We start from the raw sequence: 22,428 nt of genomic DNA on the forward strand, positions 1-22,428 counted from the left end.
GTGCCGCAGGAGGTCGTCCACCACCTGGGCATGATCTATGTCCCGACCTTGGCCACCCTCTATGTGCTGGCGATCCTGGCGGTGTCCGGTTACCGCATCACCCGCGAGAGCCACGCGGAATCCCTGCGCCAGCTCGCCGCCGCCGCGGATCTGACCCTTGAGGGCGAGCCCGCCTCGTCGGAGAGCCATATCCGCTGATCAGCGGATGAAGACGCCCATCAGCAGGGGCCGCGCGAAGATCGACGGCGCGGCCTTCTGCGTGACGCCCGGAACCCAGAAGGCCAGCTCCGCGCCGGCGTTCAGGGTGGCGTTCAGCATCTGGGCGGCGATGGCCGGGTCGACCGGCCGGATCGAGCCCTCGGCGATGCCGTCCGAGATCATCGAGGCGAAGCGGTCCGACACCCGGTTGGAATGGGCGACCTGCTCCTCGCGGATCGCCTCGGGCAGGGCCGACAGGGCCGAGGTGCGCAGCAGCGGGCCAAATTCAGACAGCTGGTATTCCGTGAGCGCGGCGGCGGCGCTGGACAGCTTGGTCCACTGATCTCCCGGCAGGGCCATGGCCAGGCGCTGGACCCGACGCATCACCTCGAAGGTGCGGTCGAAACAGGCCACCACCAGGTCGTCCTTGGCGTCGTGGTGATGATAGAACGAGCCCTTGGTGACGTTCAGCTCGGCGGAGATCTTGTCGACCGAGGCGCCCTTGTAGCCGCGCGCATTGATCAGCCGGGTGGCGGCCAGCAGGAAGGTCTCGCGACCGTTCTCCTGGCCCTCGCCGGCCGCCAGCTCGGCCAGGGGCGCGGGGATCGGGGCCCATTCCGCGCCGGGGGCCGCGAAGCCGCCGATCAGGATGTCGTACATCCGCTCGCAGATCCGGGGATAGTCCTCGGGATCGTACTTGGGCAGCCAGGCCGCAGCCCAGAACAGCTGCTCCAGCAACATGTGGGTGCGGGCCGTGCGCCGGCCTCTGCCCAGCCAGGCCAGCTCCGGCGCCTCGAACAGGGCGCGCACTTTGCGGAAACCGGCCATGAAGGCCTCGACCACCTCGGCCCGCCGGGGATTGTTCAGGGCGCGGACATCGGCCAGGGAGGGCAGGGCAGGGGCCTCGCCCACGGCGGTGAGCCGCAACCGCTCCAACCGCAGCTCCAGCAGCTTCTTCAGCCGCTGCGCCGGAGTGGGCTGGGCCATGGCCTCGTCTGCGGCGGCGCACAACCAGTCGATGCCGCGCATCAGACAGGCGGCGGCCAGGTCGTCCTTGCGCTTGAAATAATAGGTGACGCTGGTGGTCGACAGGCCCACGGCGGCGGCGGCCACGCCGAGGGTCAAGCCCTTGACCCCCTCGCGGTTCAGGATCTCGGTGGCGGCGTCGAGGATCGCCTCGCGCTTCTTCTCGAAGCGGTCGGTCGACCGGGCGCTGCTCCGCTCTGACATCTCGTCTCCACCCTGCCCCCGCGTCTGGGGCGGGAACCCCCTATCTCTATCGAAACCGGCCGGTTCGCGCCAAGGCGAAGTGCCACGGCCTCAGGATCCCACCCCGCTTCGGGCATTCCGGGACTTCGCAAGTGCGAGATCAGACGCTATTGAATTGCGACAGCCTGACGCACCGCAGCATTGGCGCGCGGCGCGTGGGTTTCAAGTTTCGGGGAGGTCGGCGCACGTCGCCGGTCCGACCGAGGCGCGAAGGGCCAGGTCTGGCCCTTCGCCCGGATGTCTCTCCTGGCCCGCCTCGAGCTCAGCTTGGGCGGGCCGCCTTTTTCCGCCCTGGGGGCGGGGCCTACTTCCGCACCCAGCCGCCGCCCACGGGCCTGTAGAATTCGCCCGGCTTCAGCTTGGCGCTGATCACGCTGTTGAAGGCGGCGGCCGCAGCGGCCTCGGGGGTGACATTGTTCTTGGCGGCGGCCTGGGCGTAGACCTGGGACCGGCCGGCGTTGATCTCGGCCACGGCGGCCTTGACCGCCGCGTCCGCGCCGCCGGTCACAAAGCCGAGATAGCCGTCAGCCTGTTCGCCCACCACGCCTTCGGCCTTGGCGGCGTCGACGGCGAGCTTGGCGGCGGCGATGTCGGCGTGGGCGGCGCCGGCGATCAGGGTTCCGGCCACCACGGTCGCGGCGGTGGGAAGCCATCCATTTGCGCGCATCATCATGATCATGGCTCCTAGAACAGGTTCGGATTCTTCAGGATCAGCGCCTTGACGTCGTCGTCGAGGCGCAGTCGGACATCGGCGTCCAGCTTGGCGTAGATGGTGATCGGCTTCACATCCACGTGCAGGGTCGGCGCGCAGGCGGCGAGCGCCAGGGCGCTCATCACCCCTCCCAGGGCCAAGGGATTGGATCGAAGCATGGGTCGGTCTCCACGTCTTGAGGTCGGAAGCTGGCAGGTCACGGCTGAACCGGGCGTGAACCGCGCAGGCGCTGATAGTCGGCGAGGTCGCCCAAGAGCTGATCCAGGTTGACCGAGGTGTCCAGGGTCAAGTCGACCTTGGTGCCGGATGGCAGGGGCAGGGTCCGCAGGATCTTGCGGGTCAGGACCTCGCGGGCGGTCAGCTTGATCTCAGCCCGCTTCGGCGGATCGTGCTCGCCCTTGATGTGGAAGATCACCCCCAGCCGGCCGCCAGGACGGGACGCCACCTCGGCGGTCAGGGCCTCGAAGGAGAGGTTTTCCATCGCCTGGTAGACGAAGTCGGAATAGGGATCGGCATTGGCCACCGCCGTGACGGCCGCCGCCGCAGCAGGGGCCGCCACCGGGGCTTTGGGATCGACGGCCGGCGCGCCGCCCGCGCCTTGCACCCCGGTCAGGGCTTCCCGGCGGATGGAGATGCGGCCGGGCGACACGGCGTGCAGCTCGCCGCCCTCGATCCGGACGCCCTGGGGCGTCATGGCGAAGGGGATGCGGCCGCTCACCTTGGCCTTGAGGTCCATGCGGTCGGCGAAGGGCGAGGCTTCGACGAGGTCCGCCAACTCCACCTCCTTCACGGTCACCGCCGCGCGCCAGGTCCCGCCGGCGAAGGGAATCTCGAAGGGCTCGACCCTCACCTGACCGCCGCTGAGGCCGAAGCCCGCCGCCGAGACCTGAACCGCGTCATGGTCGAGACCAAAGGTCACCTGGGCGCCCGTCAAGGGGGTGAGCGCCGCGACCGTATCGGCCGTCAGGCTCTGACCGGGGGCCGCAGCCAGGGGCGCGAGGCTGGTGAAGACGATCCGGCCCTTGAGGCCCGAGACCGCGCCGGCCGGGCTCATGAAATCCAGGCCGCCCACGTCCAGGGTCCCGCCGCTGGTGGAGCCGGCGCTGGTCCAGTCGATGCGGCCCTGGAAGCGCGCCGCGCCCTGGGCGGGATCGCCGATCATGCTGGCCTTGGGCGACAGGGCGGCGGGCTGCAGGCCGCCTGGCGTGAAGGCCAGCAGCCCGGTGTCGAAGGTCACGCCGCCAGCGCCCGCGCCGCCATCGTGGGTCAATGCGGCCTGGGCCAGGGGGCGGCCGCTGGCGTCCGACAGCGCGAAGGCGCCGGTCCAGTGGGCCTTGGCGAGCCGAGCCTGGCCCTTCGCCAACAGCGGATTGAACCGCCGGTCCGGGGCCGTGTCGGCGAGGCTCGCGCGCTGGATGTCGGCGTCGAGCGCCAAGTCGCCGTGCCGGCTGGCCAGATCGAGCGGGCCGCTCGCCGCGCGGATCGCGACCTGCAGGAACGGGACCTCGGCCGCCAGCGCCTTGGTGGTTCCCTGAGCGCGCCAGCTTCCGCCGCCCAGCTGGAACAATGGGCCACGCGTGGGGCAGAGCTGGCCGGAGATCACCGAGAGGTCATTGGCGCCGAGCTCCAGCCGGCCGGCCGCAAGGTCGGCGCAGCGATCGGCGGTGAAGGCCAGGGCGCCGTCCGCGATCCGGACCGTGCCCGAGGCCGCCACATGGGCGTCGACCACCGGGCCCAGGGAACCCTTGGCGTCGAGCCTCGCCTGCCCTGCGAACGCGCCGCCCGCCAGGCTGTAGCGGCTGATCGCCAGGTCAGCCTGGGGCAGGCCGCCGCCGGCCAGGGCCAGGTGGAAGCCGCCGCCGCCCTGGGCGTAGAGCGGACTGCCTAGCCGGTTCAGCTGGCCTGTTCCGCCGGTGTCTGTGCGCAGGGTCAGCGCGCGGGGCAGGTCCAGGCTCAGGCCCTGGGGCCCCGCGCTGAGGGTCACAGCCGGGGCGTTGAGGGCGAAGCTGGCCAGGGCCCGCTTCAGGCCGGCGTCGCCGGGGCTGTCTCCAGACCTGGCCGGCCCCAGGCCCGTCCATGCGCCCCGGGTGGCGGCGGGGCCGGAGAGGGCGAGGCTGAGGCGTCCGGCTTCGATCCGGGCGGGCCCGGTCAGGTCCGCGCCCAGCTTGGCCAGGACAAGGTCGCCCTGGTCGAGGCGGCGTGCGGCGGCGGTCAGGCGCAGCTGGCCCTGGGCCCCGGCCTTGGCGGTCCAGGCGACCTCGGTGGCCTGAACGGTCAGGCTCGGGGCCTCCAGGCGGGTTCCGCCCAGCCGGGCGGTGGCGGCTCCGGTCGCGCTCGTCACCGCGCCGGTGACGCCCAGGCCGTCGCCCCAGCCGGTGACCCTGCCCTTGAAGCTCAGGGTCTGGGTGAGGTCCTGGACCATCGTCGCCCCCCAGCTGGCCGTGGCTGCGTGCCCGTCAAGGGTCAGGAGCAGGTCGCCGTCCGCCCGGTGGCCCTTGAGGTCGGGATAGGGCAGCTGGCCGGACAGGCGCAGGTCGAGCGGGCCGATCCGCCCCGGCCCGTCCGGCGCGCGCATCTGGCCCTGGTTGATCCGCGCGGCCAGGGCCACGGCGATCTGGGCCCCATGGGTCACCAGGTGCATTTCGGCTGGCCCGGTGGCCAGGGTCGCATCCGGCGTGCTCAGGGTCGCCGGGGCGAAGACCAGATCGAGGCGCTGCAGCCGTCCGCCGGCGGTCAGGGCGTCGGCCTGGGCCATCAGCCGGCCCTGGTCGGTGTCGAGCCGCAGGCGGCCGTCCACCAGCTGGATGTCGGGCAGGGCGCTGTTGGCGTCCGCCGGCCGCTTGCGCAGGGTCTCGACCAGGGGGTCGAGCGCGCCGAGGCTGAGCCGGCCGCCGTGCCAGCGGGCCTTCAGCTTGGGACGCACCAGCCGCACCGAGGTGACCCGCGCCCCGAACCGGTCTCCGGTCCAGAAACCCAGCAGGTCATAGCGAATCTCGATGGCCTCGGCGGTGAGGTCGGGGTCCTGGGTCGGACCCACGGTCAAGGCGCCGGTGAAGCCGCCGGGATCGAAGGCCTGGAAAGTGATCTGGGATTCGACGCCCTGGGCCCTCAGCCAGCTGGTCACCGCGTCGCGCGCCAGGGCGCGCCGCGCGGCATAGACCCCCAGCGCGCCCACGGTCGCCGCCACGAGGCCGACCGTCAGCGCCAGACGCAGCGCGCGCCTTTGAGCCCTGGGGGGCGAGGGGATTGGGCTTTCAGTCAACGGGATCCGCTTCGGAGTGATCGGTTCAGGCATAGCCCAAAACCCTCCGAAGCGGTGATGTTCCCGTCAGATGGCGGTTTGGAGGCCGCCCTTTAGAGGCCGCCCGTGGTCGCGAAGGCCACGCCGCCGTCGACCGCGATGGTCTCGCCCACCACATAGTCGCCGGCCCGGCTGGCCAGGAAGATCGCCGTGCCGGCCATGTCCTCGTCCGTGCCGATGCGGCGCGAGGGGATGCGCTTGGCGATCTCGTCGCCATGGTCGCGGGCCACCCGGTTCATCTCCGAGGCGAAGGCGCCCGGCGCGATGCCGGTCATGACGATGTTGTCGGCGATCAGGGTCGCGGCCATCCGGCGGGTCAGATAGATCAGGCCCGACTTCGACGCGTGGTAGGAATAGGTCTCCTGCGGATTGAGGCGGATGCCGTCGATCGAGCAGATATTGATGACCTTGGCCGGCTTCTCATGGGTCCCGGCGGCGGCCAGAGCGCCGTGCAGGGCCTGGGTCAGGAAGAAGGGCGACTTCAGGTTCAGGTCCATGACCTTGTCCCAGCCGCTTTCCGGGAATTCGTCGAAGGGCGCGCCCCAGGCGGCCCCGGCGTTGTTGACCAGGATGTCCAGCTTGGGCTCGGCGGCGATCATCCGCGCGGCGAGCGCCTTGCAGCCCTCCACGGTCGAGATGTCCTGGGGCATGGAGATGCAGTTGGGGCCGAGCTCGGCGGCGGTCTCGTCGCAGGCGCCGGGCTTGCGCGACGAGATATAGACCTTGGCGCCCTGATCGATGAAGCCCTTGGCGATCATCTTGCCGATCCCGCGGGAACCGCCGGTCACCAGGGCCGTACGGCCCTCCAGAGAGAACAGATTGAGGGTCATGGGCGCGTCCTTCCTTGACGTTATGGAAGGCGTCATAGACCCCCCGCCGAGCGCCGCAAAGCCTTCGCACATTTGACTCGCGCCGGGGCCGGCGGCCCTGTAACAAGCGTTTGAATCAAGGGTCGCCAGGTTCGCGAGCGGCCGCATAAGTCATTTCAATCGAGGATGCGCCGCATGACCGCCATCAACCCGGTGACCGACCTGTCGCTTGACGGCGATATCGCCGTCATCACCCTGAATTCTCCCCCCGTGAACGCGCTCTCCGCCGCCGTGCGCGAAGGCCTGTTCGAAGGCTTCAAGGCCGCCGGCGCCGATCCGGCCGCCAAGGCCATCGTGCTGATCTGCGAGGGCCGCACCTTCATCGCCGGCGCCGACATCACCGAATTCGGCGGCGCGTCCAAGGGCCCGGGCCTGCACGACGTGCAGGACATGATGGAGAACTCGCCCAAGCCGGTGATCGCTGCGATCCACGGCACCGTCCTGGGCGGCGGCCTGGAAGTGGCGCTCTGCGCCCACTTCCGCGTGGCGGTCCCGTCTGCGAAGTTCGGCCTGCCGGAAGTGAACCTGGGCCTCCTGCCCGGCGCCGGCGGCACCCAGCGCCTGCCTCGCGTGGTCGGCCCTGAGCGCGCGCTCGAAATGATGACCAGCGGTCGTCACGTCCCCGCCAAGGAAGCCCTGGCCGGCGGCCTGACCGACGAGCTGGTCGAGGAAGGCAAACTCCGCGAAGGCGCGCTGGCCTTCGCCCGCAAGGTGGTGGCCGAGGGCCGCCCCCTGACCCGCATCCGCGACCAGAACGCCAAGGTCGAGGCCGCCCGTGGCAAGCCCGAGATCTTCGCCGACTTCCGCAAGGCCAATGCGCGGAAGTTCCGCGGCTTCCTGGCCCCGGAATACAACATCCAGACCATCGAGGCGGCGGTGAACCTGCCCTTCGACGAGGGGATCGCCGTCGAGCGCAAGCTGTTCATGGAGCTGATGAGCGGCTCGCAGTCGGCCGCCCAGCGCTATTCCTTCTTCGCCGAACGCACCGCCCAGAAGATCCCGGACGTGGCCGATGACACCCCGCTGATCCCGATCAAGAAGGTCGGTGTGATCGGCGCCGGCACCATGGGTGGCGGCATCTCGATGAACTTCGCCAATGCCGGCATCCCGGTGGTGATCGTCGAGCAGAAGCAGGAGCCGCTGGATCGCGGCCTGGCCACCATCCGCAAGAACTATGAGCGCACCGCCGCGCGCGGCGGCATCACGGCCGCGCAAGTTGAAGAGCGCTGCGCCCTGATCACCGGCTCGCTGTCGATGGAAGACAGCTTCGCCGACGTCGACCTCGTGATCGAGGCGGTGTTCGAGCGGATGGACATCAAGAAGGACATCTTCGAAAAGCTCGACGCGATCTGCAAGCCGGGCGCGATCCTGGCCACCAACACCTCGGGCCTGAACATCGACGAGATCGCCTCGGTGACCAAGCGTCCGGAAGCGGTCATCGGCCTGCACTTCTTCTCGCCGGCCAATGTGATGAAGCTCCTGGAGATCGTCCGCGCCGACCACACCTCCAAGTCGGTCATCGCCACCTCGATGAAGCTCGCCAAGCAGATCGGCAAGGTCGCCGCCCTGGTCGGGGTCTGCCCCGGCTTCGTCGGCAACCGCATCCTGGGCGCCCGCCAGCGCGAGGCCCAGAAGCTGGTCATGGAAGGGGCGATGCCCTGGGACATCGACCGCGTGCTCTACGACTTCGGCTTCCCCATGGGCCCCTTCGCCATGAGTGACCTGGCCGGCCTCGACATCGGCTGGGTCAAGGAAAAGTCGAACGGCGAGACGATCCGCGACGTGCTCTGCGAAGCCGATCGCCGGGGCCAGAAGACCGGCGCCGGCTATTACGACTATGACGAAAACCGCGTCGCTCATCCCTCGGCCTTCACCGAGAAGGTCATCAACGACTTCATCGTCAAGTCGGGCGCCAATCCGCGCAAGATCTCCGACGAGGAGATCCTGGAGCGCTGCATCTATCCGATGATCAACGAGGGTCTGAAGATCCTCGAAGAGAAGAAGGCCATCCGCGCCTCCGACATCGATGTGGTCTGGCAGAACGGCTATGGCTGGCCGGTCTATCGCGGCGGCCCGATGTTCTATGGCGACCTGATCGGGCCCGAGAAGGTCCTGGCCAAGATGCAGGAATTCCAGGCCAAGATGGGCGACCAGTTCAAGCCCGCCGCCCTCCTGGAAAAGGTCGTCGCCGAAGGCAAGAAGTTCGGCCAGCTCTAAGTCTCGAAAGGCCCGCCCGAGCCTCGTGCTTCGGCGGGTCTTTTTTCCTATCCAAGCTCCCCCTACGTCAGGGGCGGCCCCTCTCCCCAACGACAGGAAAGTCTCACCATGCGTGAAGCCGTCATCGTTTCCACCGCCCGCACGCCGATCGGCAAGGCCTATCGCGGCGCGTTCAACAACACCTCGGGCGCCGAGCTCGGCGGCCATGTGATCGCCCAGGCCATCGCCCGCGCCGGCATCGATCCCTCGACCGTCGATGACGTGGTCATGGGCGCCGCCATGCAGCAGGGCACGACCGGCAACAACATCGCTCGCCAGGCCGCCCTGCGCGCCGGCCTGCCCAACACCGTCTCGGGCATGACGCTGGACCGCCAGTGCTCCTCGGGCCTGATGGGCATCGCCACGGCCGCCAAGTACATCATCAATGACGGCGCCTCGGTCGCGGTCGGCGGCGGTCTGGAATCGATCTCCCTGGTCCAGAACGACAAGATGAACCGCTATCGCACCAGCGATAAGTGGTTGAACGAGCATGTGCCGGAAATCCACACCTCGATGCTGGAAACCGCCGAGATCGTCGCCGAGCGCTACGGCGTCAGCCGCGAACTCCAGGACGAGTACGCCTTCCAGTCCCAGCAGCGCACCGCTGCGGCCCAGGCCGCCGGCGTGTTCACCGCCGAGATCGCCCCCCTGACCTCGACCATGCTGGTGCAGAACAAGGAAACCGGTGAGTTCTCCGAGAAGGAAGTGACGCTCACCCTGGACGAAGGCAACCGCCCCTCGACCACTCTGGCCGACCTGCAGAAGCTCGCGCCCGTCTTCAAGGGCGGCCAGTACGTCAAGGAAGGCAAGTACATCACCGCCGGCAACGCCTCGCAGCTGTCCGACGGCGCCGCCGCCGTGGTGCTGATGGAAGCCAAGGAAGCCGCCCGCCTGGGTCTCACCCCGCTGGGCGCCTATCGCGGCATGGCCGTGGCCGGCTGCGGCCCGGAAGAAATGGGCATCGGCCCGGTGTTCGCGATCCCCAAGCTGCTCGAGCGTAACGGCCTGAAGATCGACGACATCGACATGTGGGAGCTGAACGAGGCCTTCGCCTCCCAGTGCCTCTATTGCCGCGACAAGCTCGGCATCGACCCGGCCAAGTACAACATCTCGGGCGGCGCCATCTCCATCGGCCACCCCTATGGCATGACCGGCGCGCGCGCGACCGGCCACATCCTGCACGAGGGCAAGCGCCGCGGTTACAAGTACGGCGTCGTCACCATGTGCGTCGGCGGTGGCATGGGCGCGGCCGGCCTGTTCGAAATCTTCTAAACGATTTCGTTCAAGATTGAACTATCGAGAGGGGCCGTCCGCGAGGGCGGCCCCTTTTCGTTGATTGCGATTGGGGCGTAACATTCACCAACCGCTGTTACGCCCAATCAGATTGTCAAATCCGCCGCGCCCGGCCTAGCTTGCCCACCTGATTTTTCGGGGAGCCGGTCTGATGTTGCGGAAGATTTTGCTGGCGGGCGCGGGCCTGTCCCTGGTGGCGGGCCTGGCGCTCGCGGCGGAGCCGGAGGGCGCGCCAGCCGCCAAGAAGCCGGAGGCGAGCGCCTCGGCGGATGCGGCGCTGTTCACCCCGGAGAGCGTCGGCAGCGACGGCTCGGTCACCGTGGGCGGCCAGAACATCGACTATCACGCCGTAGCCGGCACCCTGATCGTGCACCCCAAGGGCTGGGACGACGCCGCCAAGGCCAAGGGCGAGGGGGCCGACAAGTCCAATCCCGAGGCCGAGGCCTCGATGTTCTATGTGGCCTATTTCAAGAAGGGCGCGCCCTCGGCCGACCGGCCGATCACCTTCATCTACAACGGCGGGCCCGGCTCCTCGACCATGTGGCTGCACATGGGCGCCTTCGGACCCCGCCGGGTGATCACCGCCGACAATGGCGAGCACACGCCCGCCGCGCCCTATGCCGTGGCCAATAACGCCTACAGCCTGATGGACGTCAGCGACCTGGTGTTCATCGATGCGCCGGGCGCGGGCTTCTCGCGCATCGCCGGCAAGGACAAGGAAAAGGCTTTCTGGGGCGTCGACGCCGACGCCTACGCCTTCACCCAGTTCGTCACCGGATTCCTGTCGCAATACGGCCGCTGGAACTCGCCCAAATATCTGTTCGGCGAAAGCTACGGCACGCCGCGATCGGCGGTGCTGATCAACAATCTGGAGACCGGCCAGAGCGTCGACTTCAACGGGGTGATCCTGCTCTCCCAGATTCTCAACTTCGCGCTCAGCGTCGACGGGATCGAGAACAATCCGGGCAGCGACGAGGGCTATATCACGGCGCTTCCGACCTATGCGGCCACCGCCTGGTACCGCAATCTGGTCGGGCCCAACCGCCCGGCCGACCTCAAGCTGTTCCTGAAAGAGGTCGAGCATTTCGCGACCACCGACTACGCCACCGCGCTGCTGGCTGGCGCTGAACTGCCGCCCGCCCGGCGCCAGGCGATCGCGGAGCAGCTGGCCCATTATACCGGCCTGCCGGTCGACTATGTGCTGCGCGCCGATCTGCGGATCACCGGCGGCATGTTCGAAAAGACCCTGCAGGCCAAGGACGGCCTGACCACCGGCCGGCTGGACAGCCGCTTCTCCGGCCCGGACATGGATCCGCTGAGCAAGGAGGCGGACTATGATCCCCAGTCGGCGGCGCTCAGCTCGGCCTATGTCACGGCCTTCAACGACTATGCCCGCCGCACGCTGGGCTATGGCCAGGGCAAGATTTTCAAGCCCTCGGTCAATGTGTTCCGCTTCTGGGACAATGGCCACGTGCCGCCCGGCGCCGGCTACACCCCCCGCGCCATGCTCAATGTGATGCCCGACCTGGCCTCGGCCATGAAGTACAATCCCAGCCTGAAGGTGCTGCTGCTGGGCGGCTATTACGATCTCGCCACGCCCTATTTCCAGGGCTGGTACGAGATGCATCACCTGCAGATCCCCGCCAGCCTGCAGGCCAACATCTCCTACAGCTACTATGAATCCGGCCATATGGTTTACGCCCACGAGGCCTCGATGAAGGCCCTGCACGACGATGTGGCCGCCTTCATCACCCGGACCGACAATGTCCGGGGAAAGCCTGCGGGCCGGTAGAACCTTCCCATTGTGAAGCGCCGCGCTCCTCCCTAACCTCTGGTGCAACCAGAGATCCCGGGGAGGGGCGCATGGCGAACGAGGGCAAGGGCCGCAATGACGGCCTGATCATCGGCGCGGCTTCGGCCGGCACGGTGTTCGAGTGGTACGACTTCTACCTGTACGGATCGCTGGCCAGCTTCATCACCGGCCACTTCTTCTCCGGGGTGAACGAGACCACCGGCTATATCTTCGCCCTGCTGGCCTTCGCCGCCGGCTTCGCGGTCCGCCCGTTCGGCGCCCTGGTGTTCGGCCGGCTGGGCGACCTCTGGGGGCGCAAGAACACCTTCCTGGTCACCATGCTGCTGATGGGGCTGTCGACCTTCACCGTCGGTTTGCTGCCCGACTACAAGCAGATCGGGGTGGCGGCGCCCATCGCCCTGGTGGTCATGCGCCTGATCCAGGGCCTGGCTCTGGGCGGCGAATATGGCGGCGCGGCGACCTATGTGGCCGAGCATGCGCCGGAGGGGAAGCGCGGCCTCTACACCAGTTGGATCCAGACCACGGCGACCCTGGGCCTGTTCCTGTCGCTGATCGTCATCATCGTGGTGCGCACCCAATTGGGCGAGGACGCCTTCAAGGCCTGGGCCTGGCGCATTCCCTTCCTGGTCTCGCTGGTGCTGCTGGGCGTCTCGCTATGGATCCGGCTGAAGCTCAATGAGAGCCCGGTGTTCCAGAAGATGGTCGACGAGGGCACCTCGTCAAAGGCGCCGCTCACCGAGAGCTTCGCCCGCTGGCCGAACCTCAAGCTGGTGATCCTGGCGCTCCTGGGGCTGACCGCCGGCCAGGCGGTGGTCTGGTACACCGGCCAGTTCTACGCCCTGTTCTTCCTGGAGAAGACGCTGCGGGTCGATGGCGTGCTGACCAATGAACTGGTCGCCGCCGCCCTGTTGATCGGCACGCCGTTCTTCGTGATCTTCGGCTGGCTGTCAGACAAGATCGGGCGCAAGCCGATCATCCTGCTGGGCTGCCTGCTCGCGGCCCTGACCTATTTCCCGATCTTCAAGGCCCTGACCGTGGCGGCCAATCCCGCGCTCGCGGCGGCCACCGCCAGCGCGCCGGTGACCGTCGTCGCCAATCCCGCCGACTGCTCGTTCCAGTTCGATCCGGTGGGCAAGCAGAGCTTCGCCTCCTCCTGCGATATCGCCAAGTCGGCCCTGGCCAGCGCCGGGGTCTCCTACGCCAACCGTTCGGCTCCGGCCGGGACCCCGGCCCAGGTGCTGGTCGGCGACGCCATGGTCCCCGGCCTGGAAGGCCGGTCGCTCGCCAAGAAGGAACTCACGGCCGCCAAGACCGCCTGGGGCAAGGCCCTGACCGCGACCCTGGCCCAGCACGGCTATCCGGCCAAGGCCGATCCGGCCCGGATCGACAAGGTCAAGGTGGTGGGGCTGCTGTTCCTGCTCGTGCTCTATGTGACCATGGTCTATGGCCCGGTCGCTGCGGCCCTGGTGGAGATGTTCCCGGCCAGGATCCGCTACACTTCGATGTCCCTGCCCTATCACGTCGGCAATGGCTGGTTCGGCGGCTTTCTGCCGACCACCGCCTTCGCCATGGTGGCGGCGACGGGGAATATCTATTTCGGCCTCTGGTATCCGATCGGGGTGGCCTTGGTGACCGTGGTGATCGGCGCCCTGTTCATTCGCGAGATGAAGGGCGCACCGATCGACGGCTAGGCGGCTCGAACTTCCAGCCCATAGGCGATCAGGTCGGCGACCTCGTCAGCGATCCGCAAGGGCGTCAGAGGATAGCTGTCGGGCAGCCATTTGGGCAGCCACAGGAACACGCCGGCCGCCACCTCGCCGATGAAGGCGGTGTCGCAGGGGCGTACGGAGCCGTCCGCCACGCCCTGGCGCAGGCTGCGGGTGGAGGCCATGCGCAGCCGGCTCGAGGCCCGGGTGAAGGCGGCGCGGTCATCCTCCGGAAGGGCCAGCCGTCCGGGCTGCAACATCAGGGGCGACAGGGGGCCGGCCTGGGCCTGGACGTTCAGGTGCAGGCAGATGATCGCCTTCTCGAAGCCGTTGCGCCCCCGGGCCAGGGCAGTGTCCATGAACACGTCATAGAGCTCGAAGGCCCGTCGGTAGCAGCGCACCACCAGGTCGGCCTTGTCGTCGAAGTAGTGATAGACCGCGCCCTTGGTCGCCCCGACCATGGCGCTGATCTCGTCCAGCGACGCGCCGTCTATGCCGCGCCGGTTGAACAGCCGTGAGGCTGCGGCGATCAGCTGGGTGATCTTGATCTCATTGGTCTGGCGCCGGTCGAAGGCGTTGAACGGCCTGGCGGTCAGGGCCTCGGCGTCGATGTCGCACAGGGGGGTGGGTTGCGACCCGGCCGCGAAGCCGCGCAGGAACAGGTCGCTGATCGCCGCGATCATGCGCCTGCGCGCCGCCCGCCCGTCGCGATAGCCCAGCCAGCCGGCCGACAGCCTGGCCCAGGAGATCAGGCCGATCAGGGCCTGGGCGGCGATCTCGGTCTCGCAGGGGCGGAACAGGCCCAGGGTCACGCCCTCGGCGATCTGGGCCTGCAGGGCGGCGACATTGCGCTGGTGCTGTTCACGGATCATCCCGCGCTGGGGCTCAGGCAGGAAGTCGATGTCGCTCAGCACCGTCTGGGCCGGACGGTCAAAGGCCAGCTGGCTCTCGACGAACAGGGCCAGGCGCTCGGCCGGACCCGCCCCCAGCTCCTCGGCGGCGACCAGGTCGTCGGTCATGGCCTCGCAGGCCCGCTGATAGGCCCGGAACACCAGGTCCGCGCGGTCGGCCACATAATAGTAGAGGGCGTTGCGCGACAGCCCGACCTGTTCGGCGATGTCGTTGAGCACGATGGCGCCGGCCCCCACCGCGTTGATCTGGCGGGCCGCCTCGTCGAGCAGCAGGTCGCGGCGCGCCGCGCGCTTGCGGGCGGGCTTCAACCGCGCGGGCGCGGGGTCTGACGTCAGTTTGTCCTGGTCGCGAGCCATCGGGTCGGTCTTAGCGGCGGTCGGCTCAGGACGCCATTCTTCGCCGCCAAATACAAGAGACCTACGCTGACGTCGAAGAACTTGACGGCTTGAACTGGTCGTGTCGTTATCCCGACAAACTTCAATGTCGAAAAACGGGCGGAGATCAACTCCGCCGGCGGCAGGTCAGGGAGGGCGATCATGAGCGTTCAGAATATTCGGCGACCGCGTGGACGGCTGCTCGGCGGCGCGGGGGCCCTGGCCCTCATTGCGGCGGCCGGAATGGTTGGCGCGGCCCACGCGGCCGAGGCGCCGGCCGAGCTCGAGGCCATCACCGTCACCGCCCAGAAACGCACCCAGGACACCCTGGACGTCGGCGTCAATGTCGCCGTGGTCTCGGCCGCCGATCTCCAGGCCCGCCGGGTCGGCCAGGTCACCGACCTGGCAGCCTTCACGCCCAATGTCGACATCAAGGAGAACATGCCCGGCATCCTGCCGGTGGTGTCGATCCGCGGCGTCGGCCTCAACGACTTTTCCGTCACCAACAATCCCAGCGCCGGGGTCTATGTGGACGAGGTCTATCTCAGCTCGCTGGCGCTGATGAACTTCGACCTGTTCGACCTGGAGCGCATGGAGGCGCTCAAGGGTCCTCAGGGCACCCTCTACGGCCGCAACTCCACCGCGGGCGCGATCAATATCGTCACGGCCAAGCCGAGCTTCGGCGGGCTGGAAGGCCGGATCGCCGTGGGCTACGGCGACTACAAGGCCGGTGATCTGGAGGGGATGATCAACATCCCGATCTCCGACACCTTCGCCCTGCGCCTGTCAGGCAAGGTGGTGAAGCAGGACGAGGGCTATTTCTACAACCGGTCTCTCAAGCGCGACATCGGCCGCCGCGACGTCGACCTCGGCCGCATTCAGGCCCGCTGGCAGGCGACGGACAAGATCGAGGTGCTGCTCAAGCTCGAGGCCCAGAAGAACCGCTCGGAAGTGGGCGCGCCCGAGTTCTTCGGGCTGCTGAAGCCTGCGGGCGCCCCCGCGGGCCTGGTCTGTCCCGGCGCGTCGGGCTGCACCGATTTCCTCGGCTACAACGACACTGATGGAAACCCCTTCAAGGGCGCCTGGTCGGTCAATCCGGCCTATGATTTCGATCAGCGGGCCGCCACCGGCCGGATCACCGCCGATCTTGGCTGGGCGACCCTGACCTCGATCACCGGCTATCTGGACTTCAAGCGCCAGTGGGGCGCCGACACCGACGCCGGCCCCTATCGCGAGCTGGACTTTGTCGAGCACGACAAGATCAGCCAGATCTCCCAGGAGCTTCGGCTGTCCGGAACGACCGAGCAGACCGACTGGCTGATCGGCGCCTTCGTCTCCCGCGACCGGGTGAAGATGAGCTACGACGGCGACCTGCGGGACCTGTTCAACACCAAGCTCTACACCTTCTCGGATCAGACCTCGAAGTCGGCGGCGGCCTTCGGCAATGTGGAATGGAAGCTGCGCGACCACCTCAGCCTGGTGGCCGGCCTGCGCTACACCTGGGAGCAGAAGGCCAATGTCGGGGGCGACCTCGACCTGGTCTCCAATTGCCCGGGCAGCGCGCTCACCCTGGCCCCCTGCGGCTCCGGCCCGATCCCGCTGGCCCATGTCGACGCCACCATCGACGACACCAACTGGTCGTGGAAGCTCGGGCTGAACTGGAAGCCCAATCCGATGACCCTGGTCTATGGCTCGGTCAGCCAGGGGGTGAAGTCTGGCGGCTTCTTCTCCGGCGTCGCCACCACCTCGGCCCAGCTGCAGCCCTATCTGCCCGAGACCCTGATCGACTACGAGATCGGCATGAAGCAGCGGCTGTCCGCCGCCGGCCTCTCCTGGTCCGGCAGCGCCTTCTACTATGACTATTCCGACGTCCAGACCTTCATCCGCGACACCTCCGGCGGCCTGCCGATCCAGCGTCTGGGCAATGTCAGCCAGGCCAAGATCTATGGCGCCGACCTCGACCTGATGTGGTCGCCTCCGGCGCTCGACGGCCTGGACCTGACGGCGGGGATCGGTCTGCTGCACACCGAACTGGGCGCCTTCGCCTCGTCCGCCGGGCCCGTCGCCAAGGGCAACCAGATGCCCGACGCCCCCAAGGCCAGCGCCAATGTCTCGGCGACCTATACGGCCGAGCTGTCCGGCGAGCTGAAGGCCCGCTTCCAGGTCGACGGCCGCTATGCCGGCAAGATGTTCAAGGACGCGCTCAACGATCCCTTGATCGAGACCCCCGGCTATTGGGTGTGGAACGCCCGGGCCAGCCTGTTCACCGCCGGCGACTGGGAGGTGGCGGTCTGGGGCAAGAACCTGGCTGACGAGCGCTATGTGACCCAGGGGGTCGACAACCTGTCCCTCGGCGTCGGCTTCCGCGTTTACGGCGCGCCGCGCACCTTCGGCGTGTCCTTCTCCAAGTCGTTCCGGTAGGCCCATGGTCGAGATCCATGGAGGTTTCCAGGCGGGCTTCGAGGCCGCCGCCGCCGAGTTCGCGCGGAATTTCGCCGAGCGCGACGATGTGGGCGCCGCGCTCTCCATCGTGGTTGAGGGCCAGCCCGTCGTCGACCTGTGGGCCGGCAGCCTGGACCGGGCCGGAGCCCGGCCCTGGGCCGCCGCCTCGGTGGTCAATGTCTGGTCGACCACCAAGGCGGTCAATGCGCTCTGCTTCGCGCTCTTGGTCGACCGAGGCCTGATCGCCTACGAGGACCCGGTCGCCCGCTGGTGGCCGGAATTCGCCGCCCATGGCAAGGGCGCGGTCACCATCGCCCAACTGCTGTCGCACCAGGCCGGGCTGTGCAGCTTCCGCGATCCGGCGGTGGTCGAGGACTTCTACGACCAGCCCCGCGCCGCCGCGCGGCTGGCGGCGACCGAACCCCTGTGGCCGCCGGGTTCCCGCTCGGGCTACCACGCCATCTCCATCGGGGTGCTGGCCGGCGAGCTGTTCCGGCGGATCACCGGCGTCAGTCTCGGCCAGTTCATCGCAGCCGAGCTGGCCGGGCCGATGGAACTCGACCTGACCCTGGGACTGCCGGTCTCGGAGGAGGCGCGGCGGGCCGAGATGATCGCCCCGCCGGAAATGGCCACCAGCAACATGGCCACCGACCTGAACCCTTCCCAGGTCGCCGCCTACACCAATCCGGTGATCGAGCCGCTCTTGCCCAACACCGCCGCCTGGCGGGCCTGCGAGCTGTCCTCGGCCAATGGCTTCTCCAACGCCCGGTCCCTGGCCCGGCTGTTCGGGGCGGTGGCGGCCGGTGAGGTGCTGCGGCCTGAAACCCTGGCCCAGGCCACCGCCCTGAGGATCGAAGGCGTCGACGAGGTGCTGGGGGTCCAGGCCCGCTGGGGCGCCGGTTTCCTGCTCAACACCGACGGGCTCTATGGACCGCGCCCGGAGGCGTTCGGTCATTCCGGCTGGGGCGGGTCCTTCGTGGTGGTCGATCCGGTCGCCCGGGCCGCCATCGCCTATACGATGAACCGCATGGGCACGGACCTGGTCGGCGATCCCCGCGACGTGGCGCTGATCGCCGCAGCCTATGAGGGCTTGGCCTGAATAAAGAAGCCGCCGCGGAGACCGCGGCGGCTTTGATTTCAGCGGGGCCGAAGCCGATCTATTCCGCCGCCTGGCGGGACAGGTCGAACTTGGGGGCAAGCTCGCCCTTGGCGTAGCGCTTGGCCATGTCGGACAGGGGGATCGGCTTGATCTTGCTGGCCTGGCCGGCGCAACCGAATTCCTCGAACCGCTGGGCGCAGACCACCCGCATGGCGTCCATGGCGGGCTTCAGATACTTGCGCGGGTCGAACTCGCCGGGGTGTTCGCTGAGGATCTTGCGGATGGCGCCGGTCATGGCCATCCGGTTGTCGGTGTCGATGTTGATCTTGCGCACGCCGTGCTTGATGCCGCGCTGGATCTCTTCCACCGGCACGCCCCAGGTCTGGGGCATGACGCCGCCGTACTGGTTGATGATGTCCTGCAGGTCCTGCGGCACCGAGGAAGAGCCGTGCATCACCAGGTGGGTGTTGGGCAGGCGACGGTGGATTTCCTCGATCACCCCCATGGCCAGGACGTCGCCGTCCGGCTTGCGGGTGAACTTGTAGGCGCCGTGGCTGGTGCCCATGGCGATGGCGAGCGCGTCGACCTCGGTGGCCTTCACGAACTCGACCGCCTGGTCCGGGTCGGTCAGCAGCTGGTCGTGGGAGAGCTTGCCCTCAAAGCCGTGGCCGTCTTCCTTCTCGCCCATGCCGGTCTCAAGGCTGCCCAGCACGCCCAGCTCGCCCTCGACCGAGGCGCCCACCCAGTGGGCCATCTCGACGACGTTGCGGGTGACCTTGACGTTATAGTCGTAGTCGGCGGGCGTCTTGGCGTCGGCCTTGAGGCTGCCGTCCATCATCACCGAGGTGAAGCCGTACTGGATCGCCGTGGCGCAGGTCGCCTCGTTGTTCCCGTGGTCCTGGTGCATGCAGATCGGGATGTGCGGATAAAGCTCGGCCAGGGCGTCGATCAGGTGCTTCAGCACGATGTCGTTGGCGTAGGAGCGGGCGCCGCGACTGGCCTGGATGATCACCGGGGCGTCCAGCTTGTCGGCCGCCTCCATGATGGCCAGGCCCTGTTCCATATTGTTGATGTTGAACGCCGGCACGCCATAGCCCTGCTCGGCGGCGTGATCCAGAAGCTGTCTCAGTGTGACCCGGGCCATAGGCCGTTCTCCATCAAATCTGTTCTATTGGGACAAGGCCGCCACGCCGGGCAGCTCTTTGCCTTCCATCCATTCAAGAAACGCGCCGCCCGCCGTCGAGACGAAGGTGAAGTCGTCGACCACGCCCGCCGCATTGAGTGCGGCCACAGTATCACCCCCACCGGCCACGGCCACGATCTTGCCGCTTTTCACCAGCTCGGCGGCATGGTGCGCCGCCGTCATTGTCGCTTTATCGAACGGCGGCATCTCGAAAACGCCCAAGGGACCGTTCCAGATCAGGGTCTTGGAGTTGTCCATGGCCCGGCACAGCCGCTCCGTGGTCTCAGGCCCAGCGTCGAGGATGCGTTCATGCTCGTCCAGGGCGCCCAGGCCGCGCACCCGGGCCGGCGCGCCAGGCGCCATCTTCTCGGCCACCACGATGTCGAGCGGCAGGAAGAGCTTGCAGTTGTTCTGTCCGGCCAGGCGGATGATCTCCCGCGCCGTCTCGGCCATCTCCTTCTCGCAATAGGAGGCGCCGACGTCATGGCCCTGGGCGTAGAGGAAGGTGTTGGCCATGCCGCCGCCGATGGCCAGCTTGTCCAGCTTGGTCACCAGGTGGCGCAGCAGGTCGAGTTTGGTCGAAACCTTGGAGCCGCCGACGATGCCCAGCACCGGGCGTTCCGGATGGCCCAGTGCGCGCTCAAGGGCCGACAACTCCAGCCGCATCTGCTCGCCGGCATAGGCCGGCAGGATGTGGGCCAGGCCCTCGGTGGAGGCATGCGCCCGGTGGGCGGCGGAGAAGGCGTCGTTCACATAGAGGTCGCCATTGGCGGCGAGCGCCTTGGCGAACGCCGGATCATTGGCTTCCTCGCCGGCGTGAAAGCGGACGTTCTCCAGCAGGAGAACATCGCCGTTCCTGATCGCCGCGATGGCGTCGGCGGCGATCGGTCCGACGCAGTCGGACGCGAACGCCACCGGTAGGCCCAACACCTTGGCCAGAGCCGGGGCGATCGGCCCCAGGCTCATCTCCGCCACGACCTTGCCCTTGGGGCGGTCGAAGTGAGCAAGGAGTATGACCTTGGCCCCGCCGGCGCGCAGCTTGGCGATGGTCGGGATCGCGGCGCGCAGGCGGGTGTCGTCCGACACCTCGCCGTCGGCCATGGGCACATTGAAGTCCACACGAACCAGGGCGCGTCGGCCCTGCAGGTCGGCGTCGTCGAGGGTGCGGAAGGTCATGGCTGTGATCTTAGATCAGCTTCGCCATGGCGAGCGCGGTGTCCGCCATGCGGGTCGAGAAGCCCCACTCGTTGTCGTACCAGCTGAGCACGCGGCCAAGGCCGCCATCGATCACCTGGGTCTGGGCGAGCGCCGCGGTCGAGGAATTGGCGATGTGGTTGAAGTCGATCGAGACCAGGGGCTCGTCGGTGACGCCCAGCACGCCCTTCAGCGGGCCCGAAGCGGCGGCGGCCTTCAGGGCCTCGTTGATTTCCTCGGCGGTGAGGGTGCGGCCAGGGACCCAGGTCAGGTCGACCACGGAGACGTTGGGGGTGGGCACGCGGATCGAGGAGCCGTCCAGCTTGCCCTTCAGCTCCGGGATCACCAGGCCCAAGGCCTTGGCCGCGCCGGTCGAGGTCGGGATCATGCTCATGGCCGCGGCGCGGCCGCGGTAGAGGTCCTTGTGCATGGTGTCCAGCGTCGGCTGGTCGCCGGTATAGGAGTGGATGGTGGTCATATAGCCACGCTCGATGCCGGCCAGCTCGTGCAGAACCTTGGCGATCGGGGCCAGGCAGTTGGTGGTGCAGGAGGCGTTGGAGACCACCAGGTCGTCCTTGGTCAGGGTCTGGTGATTGACGCCGAACACGATCGTCTTGTCGGCGTTGTCACAAGGCGCCGAGACCAGGACGCGCTTGGCGCCGGCTTCCAGATGGGCGGAGGCCTTGTCCTTCGAGGTGAACAGGCCGGTGCACTCCAGGGCGATGTCGACGCCCAGATCCTTGTGCGGAAGCTCGGCCGGATTGCGGATCGCGGTGACCCTGATCTTGCCCTTGCCCACGTCGATCGTGTCGCCGTCGACGGTGACCACGCCCGGGAACCGGCCATGGACGCTGTCATAGCGCAGCAGGTGGGCGTTGGTTTCCACCGGGCCCAGATCGTTGATCGCCACAACCTCGATGTCGCCGCGGCCGTGTTCGACGATCGAGCGCAGGACCAGCCTGCCGATACGGCCGAACCCATTGATAGCGACGCGGACAGTCATCGAGGCGACTCCTTCGAGAGTATGGCTGGCCCAGGCCGGCCCTATGTTCTGATTTGGATGGGTTTCTTCAGGTCGAGGGCGCTTAAGTCAACCCCTGTAGGCCTCAACTTCCGCTGCGTATTGTGACGGATTAGGCGTAGGCGAGAACCTGACACCGGTTACCGGCGAGACTCATTTCAAGCCTTAAGCTTTTACGGCGCCCGCCTAGACGGCGTCGGGGCCCAGGACGCGCACCTTGCTGGCGGCCTCCGTCGCCAGGCGTCGCGCCAAGTCGGTGTCGGTGGCGCGGGCCAGGGCGACGCCCATCCGTCGGCGCGGAAACGCCTCCGGCTTGCCGAACAGCCGCAGGTCGGCGCCCGGAACCGCCAAAGCCTCGGCGACGCCGTCAAAGGCCACGCCCCTGGCGTCCATGCCGCCATAGATCACTGCGCTGGCCCCCGGCTCGCGCTGGGCGGTGTCGACCGGCAGACCCAGTATGGCCCGGGCGTGCAGGGCGAATTCGCTCTGATACTGGGTGACCAGGGTGACGAGCCCGGTGTCGTGTGGCCGGGGGCTGACCTCCGAGAACCACACCTCGTCGCCGCTAACGAACAGCTCGACCCCGAAAATGCCGACCCCACCTAGCGCCCCGGTCACGGTCGCGGCGATCTCGCGCGACCTGGCGAGCGCCATCTCAGTCATGGCCTGGGGCTGCCAGCTCTCCACATAGTCGCCCTTGACCTGGCGGTGACCGATCGGGGCGCAGAAGGCGGTTCCGATGGTCCCGTCGGCGTGGCTGAACCGCACGGTCAGCTGGGTGATCTC

Annotated in this window: 17 protein-coding genes; 7 read left to right on the plus strand and 10 right to left on the minus strand. The window is 68.1% G+C overall.

Features of this window, described 5'->3' with window-relative positions; all coding sequences use genetic code 11:
* On the plus strand, positions 1–198 hold a 198-nt coding region (locus tag Q7P21_RS09385), incomplete at its 5' end, for a hypothetical protein (RefSeq protein WP_304176838.1).
* Here Q7P21_RS09385 and Q7P21_RS09390 read toward each other — a convergent pair.
* The 5 genes from Q7P21_RS09390 to Q7P21_RS09410 form a co-directional block, all read right to left on the minus strand.
* Positions 199–1,428 (minus strand): TetR/AcrR family transcriptional regulator, encoded by a 1,230-nt coding sequence (locus Q7P21_RS09390; protein ID WP_304176841.1) that lies wholly within the window; start codon positions 1,426–1,428, stop codon positions 199–201. It abuts the gene before it with no gap.
* Between the two features lie 343 nt (positions 1,429–1,771).
* Positions 1,772–2,134: a DUF1318 domain-containing protein gene (locus Q7P21_RS09395; protein ID WP_304172156.1), complete on the minus strand. Its 363-nt coding sequence runs from the start codon at positions 2,132–2,134 to the stop codon at positions 1,772–1,774.
* 17 nt (positions 2,135–2,151) lie between these two features.
* The gene (locus Q7P21_RS09400; protein WP_304170978.1) at positions 2,152–2,337 is read right to left on the minus strand and encodes a YnbE family lipoprotein; all 186 of its coding nucleotides are present in this window, start codon (positions 2,335–2,337) and stop codon (positions 2,152–2,154) included.
* Positions 2,338–2,375: 38 nt separating this feature from the next.
* The gene (locus tag Q7P21_RS09405; RefSeq protein ID WP_304176844.1) at positions 2,376–5,441 is read right to left on the minus strand and encodes a YdbH domain-containing protein; all 3,066 of its coding nucleotides are present in this window, start codon (positions 5,439–5,441) and stop codon (positions 2,376–2,378) included.
* Positions 5,442–5,533: 92 nt separating this feature from the next.
* Positions 5,534–6,310 (minus strand): SDR family oxidoreductase, encoded by a 777-nt coding sequence (locus Q7P21_RS09410; protein WP_304170976.1) that lies wholly within the window; start codon positions 6,308–6,310, stop codon positions 5,534–5,536.
* Positions 6,311–6,484: 174 nt separating this feature from the next.
* On the opposite strand from Q7P21_RS09410, the gene Q7P21_RS09415 reads away from it, so the two are divergent.
* The 4 genes from Q7P21_RS09415 (at position 6,485) to Q7P21_RS09430 (ending at position 13,402) form a co-directional block, all read left to right on the plus strand.
* On the plus strand, positions 6,485–8,566 hold the full coding sequence (locus tag Q7P21_RS09415; protein WP_304170975.1) for a 3-hydroxyacyl-CoA dehydrogenase NAD-binding domain-containing protein: 2,082 nt from the start codon (positions 6,485–6,487) through the stop codon (positions 8,564–8,566).
* Positions 8,567–8,674: 108 nt separating this feature from the next.
* The gene (locus Q7P21_RS09420; RefSeq protein WP_304170974.1) at positions 8,675–9,877 is read left to right on the plus strand and encodes an acetyl-CoA C-acyltransferase; all 1,203 of its coding nucleotides are present in this window, start codon (positions 8,675–8,677) and stop codon (positions 9,875–9,877) included.
* A gap of 172 nt (positions 9,878–10,049) precedes the next feature.
* Positions 10,050–11,690, plus strand: coding sequence for a S10 family peptidase (locus Q7P21_RS09425; protein WP_304176847.1), 1,641 nt, complete (start codon positions 10,050–10,052; stop codon positions 11,688–11,690).
* 71 nt (positions 11,691–11,761) lie between these two features.
* Positions 11,762–13,402, plus strand: a complete 1,641-nt coding sequence (locus Q7P21_RS09430) for an MFS transporter (RefSeq protein WP_304176850.1) — start codon at positions 11,762–11,764, stop codon at positions 13,400–13,402.
* Here Q7P21_RS09430 and Q7P21_RS09435 read toward each other — a convergent pair.
* Positions 13,399–14,685: a TetR/AcrR family transcriptional regulator gene (locus tag Q7P21_RS09435; protein WP_304170044.1), complete on the minus strand. Its 1,287-nt coding sequence runs from the start codon at positions 14,683–14,685 to the stop codon at positions 13,399–13,401. The genes Q7P21_RS09430 and Q7P21_RS09435 overlap by 4 nt on opposite strands.
* 180 nt (positions 14,686–14,865) lie before the next feature.
* On the opposite strand from Q7P21_RS09435, the gene Q7P21_RS09440 reads away from it, so the two are divergent.
* Both Q7P21_RS09440 and Q7P21_RS09445 read left to right on the plus strand, forming a co-directional pair.
* Positions 14,866–17,124, plus strand: a complete 2,259-nt coding sequence (locus tag Q7P21_RS09440) for a TonB-dependent receptor (protein WP_304170043.1) — start codon at positions 14,866–14,868, stop codon at positions 17,122–17,124.
* 4 nt (positions 17,125–17,128) lie between these two features.
* Positions 17,129–18,244: a serine hydrolase domain-containing protein gene (locus Q7P21_RS09445; protein ID WP_304176853.1), complete on the plus strand. Its 1,116-nt coding sequence runs from the start codon at positions 17,129–17,131 to the stop codon at positions 18,242–18,244.
* A gap of 58 nt (positions 18,245–18,302) precedes the next feature.
* On the opposite strand, the gene fba is transcribed toward Q7P21_RS09445, so the two are convergent.
* From fba to Q7P21_RS09465, 4 genes are all read right to left on the minus strand, one after another.
* On the minus strand, positions 18,303–19,388 hold the full coding sequence (gene fba, locus Q7P21_RS09450; RefSeq protein WP_304170041.1) for a class II fructose-bisphosphate aldolase: 1,086 nt from the start codon (positions 19,386–19,388) through the stop codon (positions 18,303–18,305).
* Positions 19,389–19,412: 24 nt separating this feature from the next.
* Entirely contained in the window at positions 19,413–20,603 is a 1,191-nt protein-coding gene (gene pgk, locus Q7P21_RS09455) for a phosphoglycerate kinase (protein ID WP_304170040.1), read from the minus strand.
* Between the two features lie 10 nt (positions 20,604–20,613).
* The gene (gene gap, locus Q7P21_RS09460; protein WP_304170039.1) at positions 20,614–21,624 is read right to left on the minus strand and encodes a type I glyceraldehyde-3-phosphate dehydrogenase; all 1,011 of its coding nucleotides are present in this window, start codon (positions 21,622–21,624) and stop codon (positions 20,614–20,616) included.
* A 204-nt stretch (positions 21,625–21,828) separates the two neighbouring features.
* Positions 21,829–22,428 (minus strand): ATP-grasp domain-containing protein (locus tag Q7P21_RS09465; protein WP_304176856.1); only part of this gene is annotated, 600 nt, incomplete at its 5' end.

The organism is Phenylobacterium aquaticum (genome assembly GCF_947378715.1).
GTDB classification, from domain to species: domain Bacteria; phylum Pseudomonadota; class Alphaproteobacteria; order Caulobacterales; family Caulobacteraceae; genus Phenylobacterium; species Phenylobacterium aquaticum_A.